The following is a 20,277-nucleotide window of genomic DNA, read 5'->3' as shown; positions in this document are numbered from 1 at the left end:
TTTCTATTAACGGTGGCTTAAGCCCGATAGGATTCCGCCGTGGTCGACTGGTCCGAGGTGCACGCCGTACGCCTGCTCGGCGTCGCCCTTGCCGTGCTGTTCCTGCTCTGGGCCATCCGCCGCATGTTCGGCGGCAAATAGGGGTAACGGGGCGCGCATGCGCATCGGATACTTCCTGTCGAGCGAGGAGTACTCGCCCGCTGAGCTGTTAGAACAGGCCAAGGGCGCGGAGCGGGCCGGCTTCTCCGGCCTGTGGATCTCCGACCACTACCACCCGTGGGTGGACGCCCAGGGCCAGAGCGCCTTCGTCTGGTCGATGATCGGGGCGCTCAGCCAGGCGTGCGGGCTGGCGATCACTACGGCGGTGACCTGTCCGACCGTACGCATCCATCCGGCCGTCATCGCGCAGGCCGCGGCAACCAGCGCGGTCCTGACCGGCGGGCGTTTCCGGCTCGGCGTCGGCACCGGCGAGGCACTCAACGAGCACATCTTCGGCGACGCCTGGCCGGAAGCCGAGGTGCGGCTGGAGATGCTCGAGGAGGCTGTCGAGATCATGCGGCGGCTGTGGAAGGGCGGCGTCGTCTCCTACCGGGGCAAGCACTACACGGTGGAGAACGCCCGGATCTACACTCTGCCGGAGAAGCCGGTCGAGATCCTGGTGTCGGGTTTCGGACCGAAGGCGATCGAGGTGGCCGCACGCATCGGTGACGGCTACATCAACGTCATGCCGGACGGCGACATGGTGAAGCAGTTCCGCTCGCAGGGCGGCGGCAACCGGACGTGCCAGGCCGGATTCAAGGCGGCCTTCGCGGACACCGCGGAGGAGGGTGCGCGGATCGCGTACCAGAAATGGCCGAACGCCGGCGTGCCCGGCGAGCTCTCCCAGGTCCTGCCTTCGCCGAAGCACTTCGAGCAGGCGTCCCAGCTGGTGACGCAGGACATGATCGCCGAGAGCTTCGTGTGCGGCAACGACCCGGAGAAGCACCTCGAGATGATCAAAAAGTACGCGGACGCCGGCTTCGACGAGGTCTACGTCGCCAACACCGGCCCCCACTACCAAGGCCTGTTCGACCTGTACGCCCGCGACGTCCTCCCCAAGATCGCATGAAGCTGCCCGTCTACGGACCGCGGCTGCGCCGCGTCGCCCGGAAGCACTTCGGGTGGCCCTCGCTGCGTACCGGCCAGTTCAAGCCGATGCGCGCCGTGCTCCGCCGCAGGGACGCCCTGGTGGTGCTCCCGACCGGGGCCGGCAAGTCGGCGATCTACCAGATCCCGGCCGTGCTGCTGCCCGGCCCGACCGTGGTGGTCTCGCCGCTGCTCGCCCTCCAGCAGGATCAGATCGCCGCCCTCAACGAGCGCGGCGACCCGAAGATCCGCGCCGTCCGGGTCAGCTCCGCGGAGACGCCGAAGGAACAGCGGGAGGCGATCGAGGCGATCCGTACCGGACAGGCCGAATTCCTCTTCATCACGCCGGAACAGCTCAGCGATCCGGAACGGCTCGCCGAGGTCCGCGCGCTGAAGCCGGGCCTGGTCGCCGTCGACGAGGCGCACTGCATCTCCGCCTGGGGACACGACTTCCGCCCCGACTACCTGGCCCTCGGCGAGATGATCAAACAGATCGGCCGCCCGCCGGTGCTCGCCCTGACCGCCACCGCCTCACCGCCGGTCCGCGAGGACATCATCGCCCGGCTGCGCCTGCACAAGCCCGAGATCCACGTGTCCGGGCTGGACCGCCGCAACCTCTTCCTGGAGGTCGCCTACTGTCCCGACGAGGACTACCGGTGGCGGCGGCTGACCACCCTGCTCGATGAGGGCGAACGTCCCGGCATCATCTACGTGGCCACCCGGCGGGCCGCCGAGGAACTCGCCGACCGCCTCACCGAGGCCGGCTACCCGGCCGCCTGCTACCACGGCGGCATGGCGGCCGGCCTGCGCGAGCAACGGCACGAGGAGTTCATCGACGACAAGGTCGACATCATGGTGGCGACCTCGGCGTTCGGCATGGGCATCGACAAGCCCAACATCCGCTGGGTCGCACACATGGCCCTGCCGGACTCCCCCGACAGCTACTTCCAGGAGATCGGCCGGGCCGGCCGCGACGGCGATCCGGGCCGCACGGTGCTGCTCTGGCGGTCCGAGGACGAGGCGATCCAGCGCTTCTTCAGCGGCGGCAGCCCGGACGCCGACGAATTGCGCGACCTGGCCGGCGCGCTCCACAAGGGACCGGTGACGAAGACGGCGCTCCAGAAGGAGACCGGCCTCGGGCCGCGCAAGATCGGCCAGTACCTGGGTCTGCTGGAGCAGGTGGGCGCGGTGCGTACCGGCGCGGGCAACAAGCTGTCGGTCCCGCCCCGCGCGCCGCTCCCGGCCGCTGCCGCAACGGCTGCGATCGAGGAGTACGAGCGGCAGCAGGTGGTCGTCCGGTCCCGTACCGACATGATGCGGGGATTCGCACAGACCCGGCAGTGTCGTACCGAGACGCTGCTGGCGTACTTCGGCGAGGACCTGAAAAAGCCGTGCGGCCACTGCGACAACTGCGCGGACGGCAGCGCGCAGGCGATCGACGAGGCCGAGGCCGAGGGCCCGTTCCCGGTGCACAGCCGGGTGGAACACGGCGAGTGGGGCGCCGGCACGGTGATGAACTACGAGGAGGAACGGATGACCGTGCTCTTCGACTCGGTCGGCTACAAGACGCTCTCGGTGCCCGTCGTCGTCGAGCAGAAGCTGCTCAACGCGGCTGCTGCTTAGAAGGCGTCGTGGCGGTGAAGTACGGTCATCCGGCCGGACGTCATCGATACCTCGGAGGTCGGCCCCGATGGCCGAGCCGTGTCACGGGCGCCGCCGTCTGTTGTGGAAGGTCTTCGCAACAGTCGGCCTGCTCGGCGTCGCCGGATGGTGGGCGGCTCCGCCTCTGGTCGGGCAGGTGCGCGCCTTTCTCGGCCTCAGCCTGGCCGACAAGGACAGCGTCGCGAGCGTGGCCAGCCTGGCCGTCGGCCTGGTGTCGCTGGCCGTCTCGATCGGGTTCGGCTGGGCACAGAACCGGCGGGACGCGGCACCCGGCCGGAGCGTGCCGTCCACCGGAACGGACCGGCTCCCGCTGATCGACGGGCCCGGCATCTCGGCGCTGGACCTGCGCGTCCACCCGGCGCTGGACGAGCCGGACCGGGCCGGGCCGGGGCCCGGGCTGCCCACGTTCGTCGAGCGGGATCTGGGCGAGGATCTCCGCGGGCGGCTGCGGCGGGCGCGTACCGAGGGTGGATTTCTGATCCTCATCGGCAACTCCTGCGTCGGCAAGACCCGCCTGCTCTACGAGAGCGCCCGCACCGAACTGCCCGGCTTCGCCGTGCTGGCGCCCGACCTCGGCGGCGGTGACCTGGTGAACGCCGTCGCCGCCGACGGTCGCCGGCCCGCGAAGCTGATCGTGTGGCTGGACGAGTTGCAGCGTTTTCTTCCCGGCCCGTACCTGAGCGAGGGTTCCACCCCGATCACCGCCGCGGCCGTCCGGCGGCTGCTCGACTCGCCCGGCCCGGTGGTCATCCTCGGCACGCTGTGGCCGGACTACGCCACCGCGCTGCGTGCCGACGTGGTCGACGAGCACGGCCGCCGGCGGCCGCGATACCCGGCCGCCATGGACATCATCGGCGGTCAGCGCGTCCAGCAGCTGCGGCTGGACAGCTTCTCCGCCGCCGAGCGCGAGGCCGCCGGCCGTCTCGCGGCGCATGACAGTCGTCTCGCCACCGCGGTCGCCGACCCGGACTACAACGTCACCGAGGCGCTGGCCGGCGCTCGCGAGATCATGAACCGGTACCAGCGGGCGACCGACGACGAGCGGGCGATCCTGTACGCGGCCGCCGACGCCCGCCGGGCCGGGATTCAGTCGCCGCTGAGCGCCGCGCTGCTGGAGGCCGCCGCGCGCGGCTATCTGACCGGGGTCCGGCCGGGCAACGCCTGGTTCACCACGGCACTCGCCGAACTGTCCAGCCAGCACCGGCCGCAGGACCGGGCCGCCGCGCCGCTGCTCGAGGTGGCCAGTGACGATCGGCGTACCGCGCTCGGCCACACCGTGACCGACTATCTTCTGCAGCGGCTGGTCCGGCAACGGCGTACCGAGCCGATCCCGCCGGCCGCCTGGCGTGCGCTCACCGAGCACGTACCGGACGAAGACGTCGCCGGCCTAGCGAACGCGGCGACACGGCGTCTGCGGTACGGCCGGGCCGCGGTCCTCCTCCGGCGCCTCGCCGACTCCGGCGCCGGTGATCAGCACGCCACCGAGCAGCTGGCGGATCTGTCGGCTCCGGCGGAGCATCTCGAGGCCTTGAGCGAGCGAGCCGGCAACGGCGACCGGGACGCCGGCCGGCGACTCGCCGCGCTACTGGCCCGGCTCGGGCGGCTGGACGATCTGCGAACCCGGGCCGCCGCCGGCGACACCTGGGCCGCCGACCGGCTCGCCACGGTCCTGACCGTCCACGATGGCCTCGACGAGTTGCGCCAGAGCGCGAACGCCGACCGCGGCACCAACTCCGCCGCCCGGCAGCTGGCCGACCTGCTCGCCGACCGCGGAGACCGCCCGGCTCTCGAGGCCCGCGCCGCCGCCGGCGACTGGTACAGCGGCCGCCGGCTCGCCGAACTGCTCACCAACCTCGACGAACTGGACCAGCTGCGAGCTCACGCCGACCAGGGCATCGAACCGGCCGGCCACCGCCTCGCGGAGATCCTGATCCGTCGCGACGAGATCGACACGCTGCGCTCGCGCGCCGACGGCGGCGACCGCCCGGCCGCCGACATGCTGGCCGAATACCTCGCCGACCGCGGCGAGGCCGAGCCGGCATCCACCGACAGACTCGCCCGGCACGGCGCGCTCCTGGTCACCCAGGTCGCCTCGCGTCCGAGCGCCACCGATCTGGACGAGCTACGGGCGCGAGCCGAGGCCGGTGACCGGCGGGCGGCCCACCGGCTAGACGAACTGCTCGCCGTACGGCTCGACGTCGAGGAGCTGACGGCCCGGGCCGATGCGCGGGAGTGGTACGCGGCGGAGTTGCTCGCCACGATCCTGTCCGATCGAGGCGATCTCGAAGGTCTGCGACATCGCGCCGACCGCGGCGATCGCCCGGCCGCCGAACGCCTGGCCGATGTCCTCTTCCGGCAGGGCCGCGTCGAGCTCCTCCGAGAGCGCGCCGACATGGGTGACCACCATGCCAAGCGACGGCTGGCCGAGCTCCTGGCCGCCAACGGTGACGTGGAGGGCTCGACGGTCCTCGCCGAGCGCCGCGCCGAGGACGACCTCAGCGCGCTGCGGCGACTCGCCGACAGCGGCGACGCGATGGCGGCCGACAACCTGGCCTCCCGGCTGGCCGACCGCAATCAGCTCGACGAACTCCGGGAACGGGCCGACCGAGGCGACCGGATGGCCACCTACCTGCTCCCCGATCTCCTCGTCGACCGGGGCCGGCTGGACGAGCTCACTGAACGCGCCGACCGCGGCGAGTTGCACGCCGCCCTCCGGCTGGGACAACTGCTGCTCCGGCAGGGCCGCACCGACGAGCTTCGCCGCCGCGCGGAGAACGGCGACAATCACGCCGGCCGGCAGTTCGCCGACTTCCTCGCCGCCCTGGGGCGCCGCGACGAACTGGCCCGGTGCGCCGCCGCCGGGGACGCGATCGCCCGCCGGCGGCTGCTCGGCCTGCTGGTCGAGGGCGGGCACATCGAAGACCTGGCCAGGCTGGCCGACAGCGGCGACACGATGTCCGCCCTCTGTCTCGCCGAACTCCTCGTTCAGCAAGGGCGCCTGGACGAACTCGCCGCCCGCGCCGACAGCGGCGACATCCTGGCATCCGAGCGGCTCGCCGGAGCTCTCGCCGCCGAGGGCCGGACCGAGGAGCTGGGACGCCGCGCCGACGACGGCGACCACCCCGCGCGGCGCGCGCTGACCGCATTGCTGGCACGCGGAGACCACCTGGACGAACTCGCCGCACGCGCCGACAGCGGCGACCGGGAGGCCTCCGCCCGTCTCGCCCGGATCCTGGTACGCCGCGGCCGCCTCGACGAGCTGCGGCGTCGTGCGGACAACGGTGACTGGGACGCCGACGAACAGCTGGGCGGCCGGCTCGCCGACCGCGGTGAACTGGACGAGCTCCGGGCCCGCGCCGACGCCGGCAGCTGGGAGGCCGCACGCCGCCTGGCCCGCCTGCTGGGCGACCGGCGCGACGTGGCCGGGCTCCGCGACCGGGCCGCCGGCGGCGACCTGCACGCCATGGACCGCCTGGTCGACCTCCTGACCCACCAGCGCCGCTGGCCGGAAATGCTCGCCGAGGTGCACGCCGGCAGCATCAACGCCGCCGACCGCTGGCTCGACCTGCTGACCGGCCCGGACAAGGACGAGGCGCTGGCCTTGACCCGGCAGCACGGTCTGGAAACCGGACCGCTCTAAACCCCTACTTCTTCGGGGTACGCGCACCGGTCGTCCCGCCGAAGCCGACCCTGTCCCCGCTCTCCCGGCGCAAGCCCGGCTTTGCCTCCCGCCACCACGCAAACGGCGGTGACCGGCAGTGGTCCCCGCGCCGATCGCCGACCCGTGAGCGGCCCCAACACCCGGACCGGCACCCCGGGCGCTGGGCTGTGCCGGGCCGAGCCGGGTCCTTGTCTCAACGGCCGCCAGACAGCACCCACGTTGGGCCCCGGACAAGACCACCGCGGAGGCTTTCTAGCGGCAGCACCAGCGGTTGTGGTCGTTTTGCGTTTGCGGGTTGGAGTGGTCGGTGCGCAAGGTCCTGGCGGGGTCGGTACGGGGATCGTCCAGCCGCAACACGTCGAGTCCCTGCTGCAGGTCGCTGCTGTAGATGACGCCGTTGTACCAATAGGCGGACCACGATCCGCCGATGAAACTCTGGTCGGCGCGTGCCCAGTAGGCGATCTCCTCGGGCCGGCGGGAGTCGGTGAAGTCCCAGACCGACACTCCGCCCTGGTACCAGCCCTGGACCATGACGTCTCGGCCGGGGACGGGGATCAGCGAACCGTTGTGGGCCACGCAGTTCCCGGCGCTGTGGCGCGCGATCTTGAAGTAGCCGCGGAACTCCAGCTTTCGCCGCGTGCCCTGGCCGGTGATGTCGAAGATGGCGTTCGCGCCTCGGTGCGAGTCGGTGTCCGGGGTGCAGGTGCGGCCGACGCCGCCGCCGAGTTCGTCGGTGAAGACGACCTTGGTGGCGGCGTTGTTGAACGTCGCGGAGTGCCAGAAGGCGAAGTTGTCGTCGCGAACGCGGGCGATCACCCTGGGCGCGGCCGGTTCCGAGATGTCGAGCAGGACACCGTCGCCGACGCAGGCGGCGGCCGCGAGGCCCTTCTCCGGGTACGCGGTGACGTCGTGGCAGCCGGCCGCCATGGCATCGTCGCCGGTGGTGAGCCGGCCCGCAGCCGGCACGACGCGTGCGGCGGCGGGATCGTTCAGCGGGACCTTCACGATCGTGATGCGGTCGTCCGGGTCCATACAGGGCGACGAGGCGTAGACGTAGACGGAGCGGTCCGCGCCCTTGCCGGGTACGAGGGTCACGGTGTGCGCACCGCACTCGGTCGGCACGACGGCGACGTACCGGGGACGACGCGGATCGGAGACGTCGAAGATCTTGACGCCTTCCAGGCCGGCGCACGAGTCGCTGTCGCTGCTGGGCGAGTCGGCGCCGACGAACAGCAGGTCACCGTGGACGGCGACGTCGTTCTGCGGTCCGGGGCAGAGGACCTGGACGGCGACCTCGGGGGCGTTCGGGTCGCTGATGTCGTAGACGGAGAAGCCGTCGTAGTTGCCGGCGAACGCGTAGTCGCCCCGGAACGCCAGGTCGGTGTTGATCCCGGAAACCCGGGCGCCCTTGGGCAGGTTGGCCATCTGCCGGAGGTTCGGGCTGCTGAAGATCTCGTCCGCAGCGGGCGAGGCGGCGGGCGGCGGGACCGCGGCAGCGGCCGGCTCGGCGCCACGGTCCATCTCGTACGTGTCACCGGCGAGAACCACGAGCAGGCTGAGGAGGATCGCGGCCGGGCCGGCGAACCTGCGGATCATGAAATCGCCGGTCCGGTGGAGTCGCGCACGATCAGCTGATGACCGGTCGGCCGGCGGCGCGGCCGGCTCGCCTTCGGTTTCAGGGCCAGCTCCAGGGCCATCCTTCCCATGTCCGTCATCGGCAGCCTGATCGTCGTGAGGCTCGGCGCCAGGTCCGCCGCCACCGAGACGTCGTCGAACCCCACGACCGACATCCGATCCGGCACCGCGATCCCCCGTTCCCGCAGCGTCGCCAGCACACCCATCGCCATCGCGTCGTTGAGGGCGATGATGGCGGTGACCTCCGGATGATCGCGCAGGATCCGGTCGGTCGCCACCCGGCCGCCCTCGCGGACGAAGTCGGTGTGGACCACCGGCATGCCGGACAGCGACAGGCCGTGGTCGCTGAGCGCGGCGGCGATACCGGCGGTGCGGTCGATGACGGTGTTCAGGCCGGGCGTGCCGGCCACCACGGCGATCCGGCGGTGCCCGAGTTCGAGCAGGTGAGCGGCGAGGGCGTGGCCGCCGGCCTGATTGTCCGGAAGGACCGCGTCGGCGCCGAGGGCGTGCCGTCCGATGACCGCTACCCGGCCGCCGCCCTGCTGATAGGCAGCGAGGACGGCACGCGCCTCGGCCTCCGCGTGCGGGTCGTGGTAACCGGAGCCGGCGACCAGGATGATGCCGACCCGCTGGGCGATCAGGTTGCGGATCTGCCGCAGCTCGTGCGCCGGATCGCGGCCGGAGTGGCAGATCTGCACCAGCAGGTTCTGCTCGTCGGCGAGTTTGATGACACCGCCGGCGATCTCCGAGAAGTACGGGTCGTCGACCTGGTGCACGATCAGGCCGACCGTGGAGCTGGCGCCGCCGGCCAGGGTACGAGCGAACGGGTTGGCCACATAGCCCAGCTCGCGGGACACCTGCCGGACCCGGTTCGCCACCTCCTCGCTCACACCGTCGCGGCCGGCCAGCGCGCGTGACGCGGTGGCCAGCGAGACGCCGGCGCGTTGGGCCACGTCGATGAGTCGCAGCCCCGGGCCCGGTTTCGGCACGATGACTCCCAAGCTATTGCTGGTGATCAATATCAAAGCATAGAGTACGTAAGCGCTTACGGAAGCGCTTTCGCACTCGGTGCAAAGGAGCGTCCGAGGATGTCAAAGTCACTCAAAGCCCTGGCCGCGGCCATGATTCTGACCCTCGGCGCCTGCTCCGGTGGCGGCGGGGACGACACCGGCGGCAACACCGACGAGCCCATCGTCATCGGGGTCTCGCTGCCGCTGACCGGCGACTTCTCCGAGCCCGGCAAGGGCGTCCAGCAGGGTTACGAGGCCTGGGCGAAGATCGTCAACGACAGTGGCGGCCTGCTCGGCCGCCAGGTCGAACTCAAGATCCTGGACGACCAGTCCAACGCGGACCGGGTCGTCGCCGACTACGAGCAGCTGATCGGCAAGGACCAGGTCGACCTGGTCTTCGGCCCGTTCTCCACCCGCCTCGTGGTGCCCTCCGCCCGGGTCGCCGAGGAGTACGGGATGCTCTTCGTCGAGCCGGCCGGCGCCGCCAAGGAGGTCTTCGAGCAGGGCTTCAAGAACCTCTTCTACGCGGCCCCCGCGGTCGCCAACGACCACTACAACCACCTGGCCGAGTACATCCTGGCGATGCCGGCCGACCAGCGGCCCAAGACCGCCGCCTACGCGGCGATGGACGATCCGTTCGCGCAGGGTACGGCGTACGGGCTGAAGGCCAAGCTGGAGGCCGGCGGGATCAAGACGGTGGTGAACGAGGTGTATCCGCCGAACACCACCGACTTCAGCGGCATCGCGGCGAAGGTCGCCGACGCCAAGGCCGACGTGCTGGTCGGCGGCTCGCAGTACCAGGACGGCGTGAACCTGATCGTCGCCCTCCAGCAGCTCGGCTACCAGCCGAAACTGGCCGCGTTCTCGACCGCGCCGACGAACCCGGAGTTCGCCAAGGCGGTCGGCAACAAGACCGAGGGGATCCTCTCCCCCACCGGCTACAGCCAGGACGCGCAGTACCCGAGCAACAAGGAGTTCGTCGAGAAGTTCACCGCCCAGTTCGGCAAGGCCCCCGAGGAGGACCAGGCCAACGGCTACACGACCGGCCAGGTGGTGGCGGCCGCGGTTACCGCGGCGGGTTGCGCTGAGCAGGGCGACTGCCAGAAGAAATTGGTGGATTGGGTACGCGCGAACACGGTCGAAACCGTGGTCGGACCACTGTCCTGGGACGGCACCGGCAAGCCCAAGGGCGCCCACATGATCCAGCAATGGGTCGGCGGTGACATCAAGATCGTGCTTCCGGCGGACGTCAAGGAGGCCGAGTTCGTGTTCCCGAAGCCGGCCTGGTGATGCGCTGATGCCATCTGGTGCGCTGCTGTTCCAGAGCGTGCTCCTGGGGATCCTGCTGGGCGGCCTGTACGCCCTGCTCGCCTCCGGGCTCACCCTCTACTTCGGCATCATGCGGGTGGTGATGATCGCCCACTCGGCGTTCCTGATCCTCGCCGCCTACCTGGGCTGGTGGCTGCACGAGCGGGCCGGGCTCGATCCGCTGCTCGCCATGCTCGGCACCGTCCCGCTCTTCTTCGGTGCCGGCGTGCTGCTCCAGCGGGTCCTGCTCACCCGCCTGCGGCCGGCCACGCTGACCATGATGTCGGTGCTGCTGACGTTCGCCATCGCCCTGCTCATCGAGGGGTTGCTCGGCTACGCGTTCACCGGCACGCAGCGGCGCGTCCAGCTGGGCTACGGCTCGGCCAGTCTCGAGGTGTTCGGTGCCCGGGTCGCGGTGGTCAAGCTGATCGCCTTCGGCCTGGCCGTGGTCGCGCTCGGCACGCTGTACGTGCTGATGAAGCGCACCCGGTTCGGCTGGGCGCTGCGCGCGACGATCCAGCACCGGGACGCCGCCCGGCTGCTCGGCATCGACACCGACCGGGTGGCCGGGTACGGCTTCGGCATCGGCCTGGCCACGGCGGCGATCGGCGGCACCGCGTTGTCGCTGGACACCACGATCTACCCGTCCCTGCACTGGCACTGGATCGGCCCGCTGATGGCGATCATCGTGGTCGGCGGGCTGGGCAGCGTGCCGGGTGCGGCGATCGCGGCGATGGTGCTCGGGATGGCGCAGAGCCTGCTGCAGATCCCGATGGGCACCACGTGGGCGCAGACGGTCTTCTACGTCGCGCTCTTCGCCACGCTGGCGATCCGACCACAGGGATTCTTCGGAGGTCGTCTTGCCCAGCGGTTCTAAAGTCCTCAAACTCGCCGCCGTCGCGCTGCTGGCGGTCGCGGTCCTCGCCTTCCCGAGCATCGCGCCGAACCCGTACATCCTGTCGGCGGGTGTGCTGGTGGTCTACTACGCGGTGCTCGCCACCTCGTGGAACTTCGTGGGCGGCTTCACCGGTTACATCTCGCTCGGGCACGGCGCGCTGGCCGGGCTCGGGGCGTACTCGACCGGCATCCTGGTCGCCAAGGCCGGGCTGCCGCCGTTTCTCGCGCTGGCCGCGGCCGGGGCGTTCGTCGGCCTGCTGGCGGTCCCGATCGGCCTGGCCGCGCTCCGGGTCCGTGGCGCGTCCTTCGTGATCGTGTCGATCTCGCTGGTGCTGATCCTGCTGCTGGTCTTCCAGAGCTGGTCGTCGGTCACCGGCGGCTCCCGGGGACTGGTCGTGCCGCGGCCGTTCCAGCTCACCCGCCCGGAGCACCACCGGATCTTCTACTTCCTCTTCGCCGGTCTGCTCGCGCTGGCGGTGCTGGCGTGGTGGCTGATCGACCGGTCCCGGTTCGGGCTGGGACTCAAGTCGATCCGCGAGGACGAGGACAAGGCGGAGGCTCTGGGGACCGCGACTTACGCGTACAAATTGATCGTTTTTGTGGTTTCCGCGGTTTTCACCGCGCTGGCCGGTGGTCTCTACGCGCTCTGGTTCGGCGACCTCGACCCGGTCTTCCAGTTCTCCATCCTGACCGGCTCCTATCTGGTGCTGATGGCGCTGCTCGGCGGCGTGCGGCAGCTGTTCGGGCCGGTTGTCGGGGCGCTCATCGTGGGGATCGCGCTGGAGTTCTTCAAGGTCGAGTACGGCGACACCCCGCTGCACCTGGTGGCCACCGGCCTGCTGCTCGCGCTGGTGGTGCTCTTCATGCCGGACGGGGTGCTGCCGGCGATCGCCGACCTGATCAAGCGGTTCGGCCGGTCGGACCGGACGTCGATCCGCGAGGTCTCCGCCGCCGAACTGCGCGAGCAGCGGCTGCAGAACGCGGGAGGGACCAAATGACTCTCGAGACCACCGGGCTGAGCAAGGCGTTCGGCGGCGTGACCGCGCTGGACGGCGCGAGCGTGAGCTTCCACCAGGGCGAGGTGAACGCGCTGATCGGGCCGAACGGGTCCGGGAAGACGACCTACTTCAACTGCGTCACCGGGATGATCAAACCGGACGGTGGCACGGTCAGCTACCAGGGGCGGGACCTCACCGGAAAGGCTCCGCACCGGATCGCGAGGGCCGGGATCGGGCGCACCTTCCAGTTGTGCCGGACGTTCCCACGGATGACGGCGCTGGAGAACGTGCTGTCCGCCGTACCCCCCACGGGTTTGATCGGCGGGCTGCGCAGCGCGCGCGGCCGCGCCGAGATCGAGCGGGCGATGGGCTGGCTGACCCGGCTCGGCATCGAGCACCTGGCCGGCTCCGAGGCCCGCGACCTGTCCTGGGGGCAGCAGAAGCTGCTGGAACTCGCCGGGGTGCTGATGGCCGAGCCGGAGACGGTGCTGCTGGACGAACCCGCCGGCGGGGTCAACCCGGCGTTGCTCGACCGGATCGGGGTGCTGATCCGCGAGCTGAACGCGGAGGGCCGGACCTTCGTGATCGTCGAGCACAACATGGACCTGGTGATGAGCATCAGCGACCACATCGTGGTCTTCGACCGCGGGCGGCCGATCGCCGAGGGACCGCCCTCGCAGATCCGCACCGACGAGCGCGTCCTGGGGGCATACCTTGGCGTCTGAGCTTTCACTCGTGGACATCGTCGCCGGCTACGGCCGGGCGGCGCCGGTGCTGCGCGGATTCAGCGTGGAGGTGCCGGCCGGGAAGATCGTCTGCCTGGTCGGGCCGAACGGGGCCGGCAAGTCGACCGTCCTGAAGGTGGCCGGTGGACTGCTCCGGCCGCGCGAGGGCCGGGTCGAGGTCGGCGGTGCGGACGTCACCGGGCACGGGCCCCAGGCGATGCTCGCCGCCGGGGTGTCGCTGGTGCTGCAAGGGCACAGCGTCTTCCGCGAGATGACCGTCGAGGAGAACGTGCTGCTCGGCGCGTACACGTTGCGGGACAAGGCCCGGATCGCCGAACGCGTGGCCTTCGTGAAAGAGGTCTTCCCGGTGGTGGCCGACCGCTGGGGTTCGCTCGCCGGACTGCTCTCCGGCGGGCAGCAGAAACAGGTGGAGTTCGCCCGGTCGCTGATGGTTGACCCGAAGGTCGTCCTGCTGGACGAACCGTCGATGGGTCTCGACCCGAAAGCGACAAGCACGGTGTTCGAACAGGTCGTGCGGATGCGTGACGCCGGGACCGCGGTGCTGCTCGTCGAGCAGAACGCCCGGCGTGCGCTGGAGACCGCCGACCTCGGGTGCGTGCTCGACCTCGGGCGCGTACACATCTCCGGGCCCGCCCGGCAGCTACTGGCCGATCCGCAGCTCGGGGAGCTCTATCTCGGCGGGCGTCCCGCCGAACCTCCGGTACAGCCGAAGATCTGAAAGGTCGCCCATGAGACTCGCACTCGCTGTCTCTGCGGTACTGATCCTCGCCATCGGAACACCGGTCAATGCGGACGATCACGGTCCGCGTGACGTACACCCATCGCTCCGTCCCGACCTCATCGCCTTCTACGACTTCGATCATCCGATGCCCGATGATCCGGCCCTCGAACGGGACCAGGGCCGGTCCTCCACGGAGATCGAGCTGATCAACGGCGGCGCCGCGCAGCGGGTCGTCGACTCCGCCTACCCGGGCGGCCGCCGGGCCCTGCAGACCAGGCAGGTCGACCCTCTCGCGGCCGGCAACGACGACTGGAAGGCCGGCGTCTATTCACCGACCGGCGTGCGTACGCTGCGCGCCTTCAACGCCGTCAGCGGCACCACGGTGGCCGGCTGGTTCAAACGCTCGATGGACGGCCCCGCGCTGAACACCGTCACGCCGGACCCGGCCGACCGGTTCAACGCGATCGGCCTGTCTGGCATCCTGACCGGCGACTCCGAGGGGCACGCGGTGCGTGCCCTGCTCGAACTGATCAACGTGCAGGGCACGCTTCGCCTGGTCGCGCTGGGCCGTCGGCTGGACGGGGGCGCCGCGCAGACGTTCGCGGCGAGCGCCGACTGGACGACCCTGCTGCCGAAGGACCAGTGGGTGCACCTCGCCGCCACGTTCGACTTCAACGCCGGGACGATGGCGCTCTACCGCAACGGCGTGCCGGTGGAGGGCTTCTACACGGTCACGGGTGACCCGTGGCAGGTCGCCGGGCCGGGGCCGCACGTCACCACCGCCGCCGACCCGCGCGGCATCAAGATCGGCGGGAGCTTCCCGCAGAACACCGTCGAGCGCAATCCGTGCGACTGCCGGATGGACGCGCTCATGTTCCTGGACCGCTCGCTGTCGGCCCGGGAGATCGCTCTTCAATACCGTCACATGAAGACCCGGGGGTAATTCATGCGCCGCTTCCTCGTTCTATTACTGATGTCCACATTGGTCGCTTTGCCCAGTGGTGCAGCCTATGCCGCCGAGGCGATCGATGACCCGGTCCCTGTTGAGCCGGTCGCGTCCCGCCTCGGCCTGGTGCTTGAGGAGTACGCGTCGTTCCCGCAGTCCAACCCGACGCCGGCGCCCACCGACGTGCGGCTCATGCGGCACGCCCGGATCAACACGATCTTCGAGCTGCCGGACGGGTCGGGGCGCCGCGCGGTGCCCGACCTGAACGGGAACCTCTACCTGGTTCGCGACGGCGTCCCGCACGTCTACCTGGACGTCGCGGCCACCTTCGCGCCGCAGTTCTTCTCCGGGCGCGGCCTCGGCCAGGGCTTCGGGTACGTGACCTTCCACCCGGACTTCGGGCGCAACGGCCTGTTCTACACGATCCACACCGAGCAGGCGTCCCTGACGACTGCGGTGCCCGACTTCCAGCAGTCCGGGACCACGCTCTTCCACGGCGTGATCAACGAGTGGACGGCGACCGATCCCGCCGCGGACACGTTCGCCGGGACCCGGCGGGAGATCCTCCGCGTCGGCTTCGCCGGGCAGATCCACGGCATCCAGGAAATCAACTTCAACCCCACCGCGCGGCGCGGCACCGCCGACTACGGCAAGCTCTATCTCGCGGTCGGTGACGGTGGCATCGGCGTACGCACGACCGACCCGCAGAACCTGGGGCTCCTGCACGGGAAGCTGATCCGGATCGACCCGGCCGGCACCAACTCCGCCAACGGCAAGTACGGCATCCCGGCCGACAACCCGTTCGTCGGGCAGGCCGGCGCGCTCGGCGAGATCTGGTCGTACGGCTACCGCGACCCGCACCGGTTCAGCTGGGACCGGCAGACCGGCCGGATGTACCTCGGCCACATCGGCGAGAAGTCGACCGAGGCGATCTACGAGGTACGCAAGGGCGACAACGCGGGCTGGAGCGAGCGCGAGGGCTACCTGGTCTTCGACCGGGCCGCCACGAACGTCTGCGACCGCCTCTACCCGCTGCCCGCCGACGACGCCCAGTACGGCTACGACTACCCGGTCGCCGTCTACGACCACAACCCGGCGCCGGGCTGGAACTGCACCGACGACGTCGGCGTCGCGGTGGCCGGCGGCTTCGTCTACCGGGGCACCGCGATCCCCGCGCTGCGCGGCAAGTACGTCTTCGGCGACCTGGTCGCGGGATACGTCTTCTACACAGAGGTCTCGGAGATGCGCCGGGGCGGCCCGCCGGCGACCATCCACCGGCTGCACCTGTTCAACGCCGCCGGCGAGTCGGTCCGCATGCAGCAGCTCTCCTCGCCCGGAGCGCCCGGCAACCCGGAGCGGGTCGACCTGCGCTTCGGCACCGACAACCGGGGTGAGCTCTACATCCTGGCCAAGGCGAACGGCAAGGTGTGGAAGGTGACCGGTGTCGACACGTTCGCGGCCGGTTCGGTCGGCCACACGCGCGTGTCCGGGACGGCTGTCGCCGCCAACTGGGCGCCGGTCACGCCGGCCAAGTGGCAGTTCACCGGGCGCGAGGTGATCCTCGCCGAGGCCGGCACCGACCCTGGTCCACCGCGACGGCCGTTCGAGTACGCGGTGCTGACGAAGGGTCCGGCGTTCTCCAGTGTGGAGATCAACGCTGAGGTCCGGCTGGACACGCCGGTCGAGGTGTCGAACCGGGATGTGATCATCGTGTTCGGTTACCAGTCACCGACGCAGTTCTACTACACCCACCTCTCCAGCGATAACACGATTTATCCGCACAACGGCATTTTCAAAGTGAACAACGCTGACCGGGAGCGGATCGACTACCAGTGGAACGGGCGATCGCGCGGTGCCAACCCGGCGATCACCGACGCCGCCTGGCACCGGGTCCGGGTCAAGCACCTGCCGGCCACCGGCGAGATCGCCGTCTACGTTGACGGCGAACGGGATCCGGTGATGACGGCGGCGGACCGGACGTTCGCCTCCGGGCGGGTCGGATTCGGGTCGTTCGACAACATCGGCCGTACCCGGAACTTCACCGTCACCGGCACGCCGGCGGCCTAGATGTGATGTGGTCAGGGTCTTGTCCGGCCCAACGTGGGTGCTGTCTGGCGGCCGTTGAGACAGCATTGAGGTTGGGCCAAAAGCAAGATCACCGCTTGGGGACCCTGACTACGGAAGCCCGCTAGCGGTCACGCGGGACCGGCCGGGTGGACGCGAGCGCCTACCCGGCCACCGCCTTCCGGAACGCCTCCACGGCCATGCCGGAGACCGCCCGGCCATGACCGAACACCGCATGCTCGAACTCCAGCTCGGCCAGCCGCGCGAGGCTGTGGCCGGCCCGCACCGGATCCGCGGTCACCACCCGGGGCGGGCCGGTCACCCGGCCCCGCCGGCTGCCCGCGGCATCGCCGGCGAAGAGCACCCCGCCGTCGCGGTCCAGCAGGAACGACACGTGGCCGCGGGTGTGGCCGGGGGTGTGCAGGGCGGTGAAGCCGACGATCGGCTCCGAGCCGTCGGCGGTGATCAGCTGGTCGATCTTCGTCGGCTGCACCGTGCCGACCAGGCGGGCGGCCAGCTTGCCGAGCAGGCCGGCGGGTGCCGCCGGTGGAATCGCGCCGGTGATGTTCGGCGCGTCCGCGGCGTGCGCGATCGCCCGGGCGCCGGTGCGTTCCCGCAGGTCGGCGAGGCTGCCGACATGATCGGGATGGTGGTGGGTGATCAGGATCGTGGTCACCTCGCCGAGCGACCGGTGGATCTTCCGCAGGCCGCGCTCGATCAGCGGCGATCGGCCGGGCAACCCGGTGTCGACCAGGACCACACCGTCGTCGGTGACGATCAGGTGCACGTTTACGTAACCCAGGCGGAGCTCGAAGACCCCGTCGACCACCTCTCGCACCCGCCGATTGTGTCAGCCCGGGCGGCCGGGGAGGCCGCCGGGCAGAGGGAAGCCGTGGGTGAAGAGCGTCAGCCGGCGGGCAGCAGGCCCAGCTCGCGGGCTCGTGACACGGCTTCGCGCCGGGAGCGGGCGGTCAGCTTGGTGAGGACGGCGGCCACGTGGGCGTCGACCGTGCGGGTGGACAGCACCAGCCGGGCGGCGATCTCCGGGTTGCTCAGGCCGTCGGCGAGCAGGCGCAACACCTCGGCCTGGCGGCCGGTCAGCCCGGCCGGGTTGCCGCGGGTGGTGGGCAGCGGGCCACGCGGGATCCGGGTCACGCCCAGCTCACGCAGGCGGGACCGGACCCGGCGGGCGAGCGGGTCGGCGCCCAGCGCGTCGAGCAGCCGGACCGCCATGATCAGATCGTCCTCGGCGGTGCTGTGGCTGAGCGCGACGGCGTGGTCGTAACGGCAACCGGCCCGTTCCCAGAACCCGGCCGCCTCTTTCGCGCGGCCGGTCATCTGTAGCGCGTACGGATCAGGAACTGGAACGTCCGCACCCAGTTTGCGCAACCAATAGGCGAAGGCCCCCAGCCGGCGGTCGCCCTCGGCGGCCCTTATCCGGTGGAAGACCGGCGTCAGCCGGTCGGCGGCGGCGGCATCGCCGCGCAGCCAGGCGGCCTCGGCCAGCGCCGCACCCGCCGGGCCGACCCGCTGCGCCTCACCGATGCCGCAGGCGATCTCCCAGGCTTCGGTGAGAAAGCCGTCGCCGCCCGGCAGCCCCCGGCGGAGCCGGGTCAGGCCCCGCACGACGAGAGCCGGGGTACGCATCATCGCCGGCGCGCCGATCTCCCACCGGGCGTGCCGTTCCGCCTCGTCCCAGTCGCCGCTCAGCAGATGCACCATCGAGCGGGTGATGTGCAGGTAGCGCAGGAAACCGAGCACCTCGGTCCGCTCGGCGAACGCCATCCCCTCGTCCAGCCGCCGGGCCGCCTCGTCCAGCCGCCAGGTGTCGATCAGGTGCCACGCGACGTTGGCGTAGGCCCGGCAGGCGTGATCACCCTCCCCGGCCGCCAGGGCGACGGCCAGGCTCTCCTCGAGCAGCTCCCGGCCTCGCGGGTCGTCCAGGTCCCAGAGTGCGAAGCCGACGTTGTTCAGGGCGTGCGACAGCACCGCGGCGTCGCCGGCCGCGCGGGCCAGGACGATCGCCCGCTCCCCCACCGCGACCGCGGGCGCGCTCTGCCCGGCCAGGGCCAGCAGCTGTGCCTGGTTGCTCAGGCCGAAGGCGAGCGCGGCGTCGTCGCCGGCGCCCTCCAGCACGTCGACCGCCTCGACCGCGGTCGCCTCGGCGTGGGGGCGGTCGTTCCAGTACCAGTACAGCCGGGAGAGCCGGCGCAGGGCGAGGCCGAGTGCGGCCCGGTCGGGCAGGCCGCGGCGCAGCGTCACCGCCTCGCGCTGCGCGGTGACCGCGGGATCGGCGAGACCGATCGTGTAGCACTCCTCCGCGTACGCCTCGAGCAGGCCGGCTCGCTCACCGGGCGGGAACGCGGCCCGGTGCTCCAGCACCAGCCGGTAGTGGGCGACCGCCTCCCGGTGCGAGCCCGCGGCGACCGCCTCGGCCGCTGCGGCCGGCGCGTACCGCAGGATCAAGTCGGTGTCGCCGGACTCGCCGGCGTGGTGCACCAGCCGGGACAGATCGGCGTCGCCCCGCTCCAGCAGGGCGGTCAGCACCGCGCGGTTCGCGGCGATCCGCTGGGACGCCGACAGCGAGGCCTCCACGGCCCGCCGCATCAGCTCGTGCCGGAAACCCACCCGGGCCGGTGTCACGGTCAGCATGCCCCGCTGCTCGGCCGCCGCGAGCGTGTCCAGGCCGCCGGGCACGACCGCTTCGACCAGCCAGCGTTCGGCTGTGGACGGCACCACGGCGAGCCGCGCCAGGGCGTCCCGGCAATCCGGTGCCAGGGACTGGAGCCGGGCGTGCACCGCCTCGGTCACGGTGGCCGGCACCCCCTCGGCGTCGCCCGCACCGAGCAGCTCGGTGACGAAGAACGGATTGCCGGAGGTGATGGCGAAGACCCGATCGGCGTCCTCGTCGCCGACCAGGCTGCGCACCGCCGTCCTGGAGAGCCGGGCCAGCGGGAGCCGGCGCACCGAGGTCGCCGCCGCGACGCCGAACAGCCCGCGCACCGGATGGTCGGCGCCGATCTCCTCGTCCCGGTACGTCGCCACCAGCACAGCCGGCAACGCCGCGATCCGCCGCACCAGGAAGCGCAACACGTCCAGCGTCGCCTCGTCGGCCCAGTGCAGGTCCTCGACCACCAGCACGGTGGGATGACCGGGCCAGTCCAGCTCGGCACGGAACGCGTCGAACACCGCGCTCCGGTCACCGGAGGCGAGCGCGTCGGTCAGCGTGGTGCCCACCTTGCCGATCAGGTCGCGCAGCGGGCCGAGCACTCGCGGCGTGGCCAGGTCGTCGCAGTAGCCGACCAGCAGGCGGCCCTCGGCCGGCAGCACCGACCGGACCGCCTCCACCACGCTGGACTTGCCGATGCCGGCCTCACCGGTGACGAGCACGACCGAGCCCTGACCGTCGAGCGCCCGCCGGGCGGCGGCGCCGAGCTCGGTCAGCTCGTGGTCGCGCTCCAGAAGGGACCGGGACATGGCCAGGATTCTAGGTACCGGGTTAGG

The 20,277-nt window shown here is 71.1% G+C and carries 14 protein-coding genes; 10 read left to right on the top strand and 4 right to left on the bottom strand.

The window, feature by feature from the left end; genetic code table 11:
• The first annotated feature begins 157 nt into the window (after positions 1-157).
• The 3 genes from I4J89_RS43400 to I4J89_RS43390 all read left to right on the top strand — a co-directional run bounded on the left by I4J89_RS43400 (position 158) and on the right by I4J89_RS43390 (position 6,427).
• A complete protein-coding gene (locus I4J89_RS43400) occupies positions 158-1,108 on the top strand; it encodes a TIGR03557 family F420-dependent LLM class oxidoreductase (RefSeq protein WP_196420066.1) in 951 nt (316 codons plus the stop codon).
• Entirely contained in the window at positions 1,105-2,748 is a 1,644-nt protein-coding gene (locus I4J89_RS43395; RefSeq protein ID WP_196420065.1) for a RecQ family ATP-dependent DNA helicase, read from the top strand. The genes I4J89_RS43400 and I4J89_RS43395 overlap by 4 nt, the downstream gene beginning before the upstream one ends.
• A gap of 67 nt (positions 2,749-2,815) precedes the next feature.
• A complete protein-coding gene (locus I4J89_RS43390; RefSeq protein ID WP_196420064.1) occupies positions 2,816-6,427 on the top strand; it encodes a hypothetical protein in 3,612 nt (1,203 codons plus the stop codon).
• Positions 6,428-6,700: 273 nt separating this feature from the next.
• Here the strand turns inward: I4J89_RS43390 and I4J89_RS43385 are convergent, their stop codons facing one another.
• Together I4J89_RS43385 and I4J89_RS43380 are read right to left on the bottom strand one after the other, a co-directional pair.
• Positions 6,701-8,044, bottom strand: coding sequence for an LVIVD repeat-containing protein (locus I4J89_RS43385; RefSeq protein WP_196420063.1), 1,344 nt, complete (start codon positions 8,042-8,044; stop codon positions 6,701-6,703).
• Positions 8,041-9,072 (bottom strand): LacI family DNA-binding transcriptional regulator, encoded by a 1,032-nt coding sequence (locus I4J89_RS43380; RefSeq protein WP_196420062.1) that lies wholly within the window; start codon positions 9,070-9,072, stop codon positions 8,041-8,043. Before I4J89_RS43380 ends, I4J89_RS43385 begins: the two co-directional genes overlap by 4 nt.
• 99 nt (positions 9,073-9,171) lie before the next feature.
• Here I4J89_RS43380 and I4J89_RS43375 point away from each other — a divergent pair, with 99 nt between their 5' ends.
• Genes I4J89_RS43375 through I4J89_RS43345 form a run of 7 tightly spaced genes read left to right on the top strand, consistent with a single transcriptional unit; the run spans position 9,172 to position 16,776 of the window.
• Positions 9,172-10,383 carry an amino acid ABC transporter substrate-binding protein gene (locus I4J89_RS43375; protein ID WP_230860590.1) on the top strand — a complete coding sequence of 404 codons (1,212 nt, stop codon included), beginning with the start codon at positions 9,172-9,174 and terminating at the stop codon, positions 10,381-10,383.
• Between the two features lie 7 nt (positions 10,384-10,390).
• Positions 10,391-11,278, top strand: coding sequence for a branched-chain amino acid ABC transporter permease (locus tag I4J89_RS43370; protein WP_196420061.1), 888 nt, complete (start codon positions 10,391-10,393; stop codon positions 11,276-11,278).
• The gene (locus tag I4J89_RS43365; protein ID WP_196420060.1) at positions 11,262-12,296 is read left to right on the top strand and encodes a branched-chain amino acid ABC transporter permease; all 1,035 of its coding nucleotides are present in this window, start codon (positions 11,262-11,264) and stop codon (positions 12,294-12,296) included. The genes I4J89_RS43370 and I4J89_RS43365 overlap by 17 nt, the downstream gene beginning before the upstream one ends.
• Positions 12,293-13,021, top strand: a complete 729-nt coding sequence (locus tag I4J89_RS43360; protein WP_196420059.1) for an ABC transporter ATP-binding protein — start codon at positions 12,293-12,295, stop codon at positions 13,019-13,021. The genes I4J89_RS43365 and I4J89_RS43360 overlap by 4 nt, the downstream gene beginning before the upstream one ends.
• Positions 13,022-13,031: 10 nt before the next feature.
• Positions 13,032-13,760, top strand: a complete 729-nt coding sequence (locus I4J89_RS43355) for an ABC transporter ATP-binding protein (RefSeq protein ID WP_309238735.1) — start codon at positions 13,032-13,034, stop codon at positions 13,758-13,760.
• Positions 13,761-13,770: 10 nt separating this feature from the next.
• Positions 13,771-14,706 carry a LamG-like jellyroll fold domain-containing protein gene (locus I4J89_RS43350; protein WP_196420057.1) on the top strand — a complete coding sequence of 312 codons (936 nt, stop codon included), beginning with the start codon at positions 13,771-13,773 and terminating at the stop codon, positions 14,704-14,706.
• Positions 14,707-14,754: 48 nt separating this feature from the next.
• Positions 14,755-16,776: a PQQ-dependent sugar dehydrogenase gene (locus I4J89_RS43345; RefSeq protein ID WP_230860589.1), complete on the top strand. Its 2,022-nt coding sequence runs from the start codon at positions 14,755-14,757 to the stop codon at positions 16,774-16,776.
• A 160-nt stretch (positions 16,777-16,936) separates the two neighbouring features.
• Here the strand turns inward: I4J89_RS43345 and I4J89_RS43340 are convergent, their stop codons facing one another.
• Entirely contained in the window at positions 16,937-17,611 is a 675-nt protein-coding gene (locus I4J89_RS43340; RefSeq protein WP_309238734.1) for an MBL fold metallo-hydrolase, read from the bottom strand.
• 68 nt (positions 17,612-17,679) lie between these two features.
• Positions 17,680-20,250: an ATP-binding protein gene (locus I4J89_RS43335; RefSeq protein WP_196420055.1), complete on the bottom strand. Its 2,571-nt coding sequence runs from the start codon at positions 20,248-20,250 to the stop codon at positions 17,680-17,682.
• Positions 20,251-20,277: the final 27 nt, after the last annotated feature.

Origin of the sequence: Actinoplanes aureus (genome assembly GCF_015704865.1) — a bacterium.
Lineage (GTDB): Bacteria > Actinomycetota > Actinomycetes > Mycobacteriales > Micromonosporaceae > Actinoplanes > Actinoplanes aureus.
The sequence above is the reverse complement of the archived record's forward strand: the minus strand, read 5'-3'. Positions and strand labels throughout refer to the sequence as shown.

Excerpts from the sequence above, each read along its gene's own strand:
- I4J89_RS43400 (WP_196420066.1), top strand. The coding sequence starts at position 158 with ATGCGCATCGGATACTTCCTGTCGAGCGAGGAGTACTCGCCCGCTGAG.
- I4J89_RS43395 (WP_196420065.1), top strand. The coding sequence starts at position 1,105 with ATGAAGCTGCCCGTCTACGGACCGCGGCTGCGCCGCGTCGCCCGGAAG.
- I4J89_RS43390 (WP_196420064.1), top strand. The coding sequence starts at position 2,816 with ATGGCCGAGCCGTGTCACGGGCGCCGCCGTCTGTTGTGGAAGGTCTTC.
- I4J89_RS43385 (WP_196420063.1), bottom strand. The coding sequence starts at position 8,044 with ATGATCCGCAGGTTCGCCGGCCCGGCCGCGATCCTCCTCAGCCTGCTC.
- I4J89_RS43375 (WP_230860590.1), top strand. The coding sequence starts at position 9,172 with ATGTCAAAGTCACTCAAAGCCCTGGCCGCGGCCATGATTCTGACCCTC.
- I4J89_RS43370 (WP_196420061.1), top strand. The coding sequence starts at position 10,391 with ATGCCATCTGGTGCGCTGCTGTTCCAGAGCGTGCTCCTGGGGATCCTG.
- I4J89_RS43360 (WP_196420059.1), top strand. The coding sequence starts at position 12,293 with ATGACTCTCGAGACCACCGGGCTGAGCAAGGCGTTCGGCGGCGTGACC.
- I4J89_RS43350 (WP_196420057.1), top strand. The coding sequence starts at position 13,771 with ATGAGACTCGCACTCGCTGTCTCTGCGGTACTGATCCTCGCCATCGGA.
- I4J89_RS43335 (WP_196420055.1), bottom strand. The coding sequence starts at position 20,250 with ATGTCCCGGTCCCTTCTGGAGCGCGACCACGAGCTGACCGAGCTCGGC.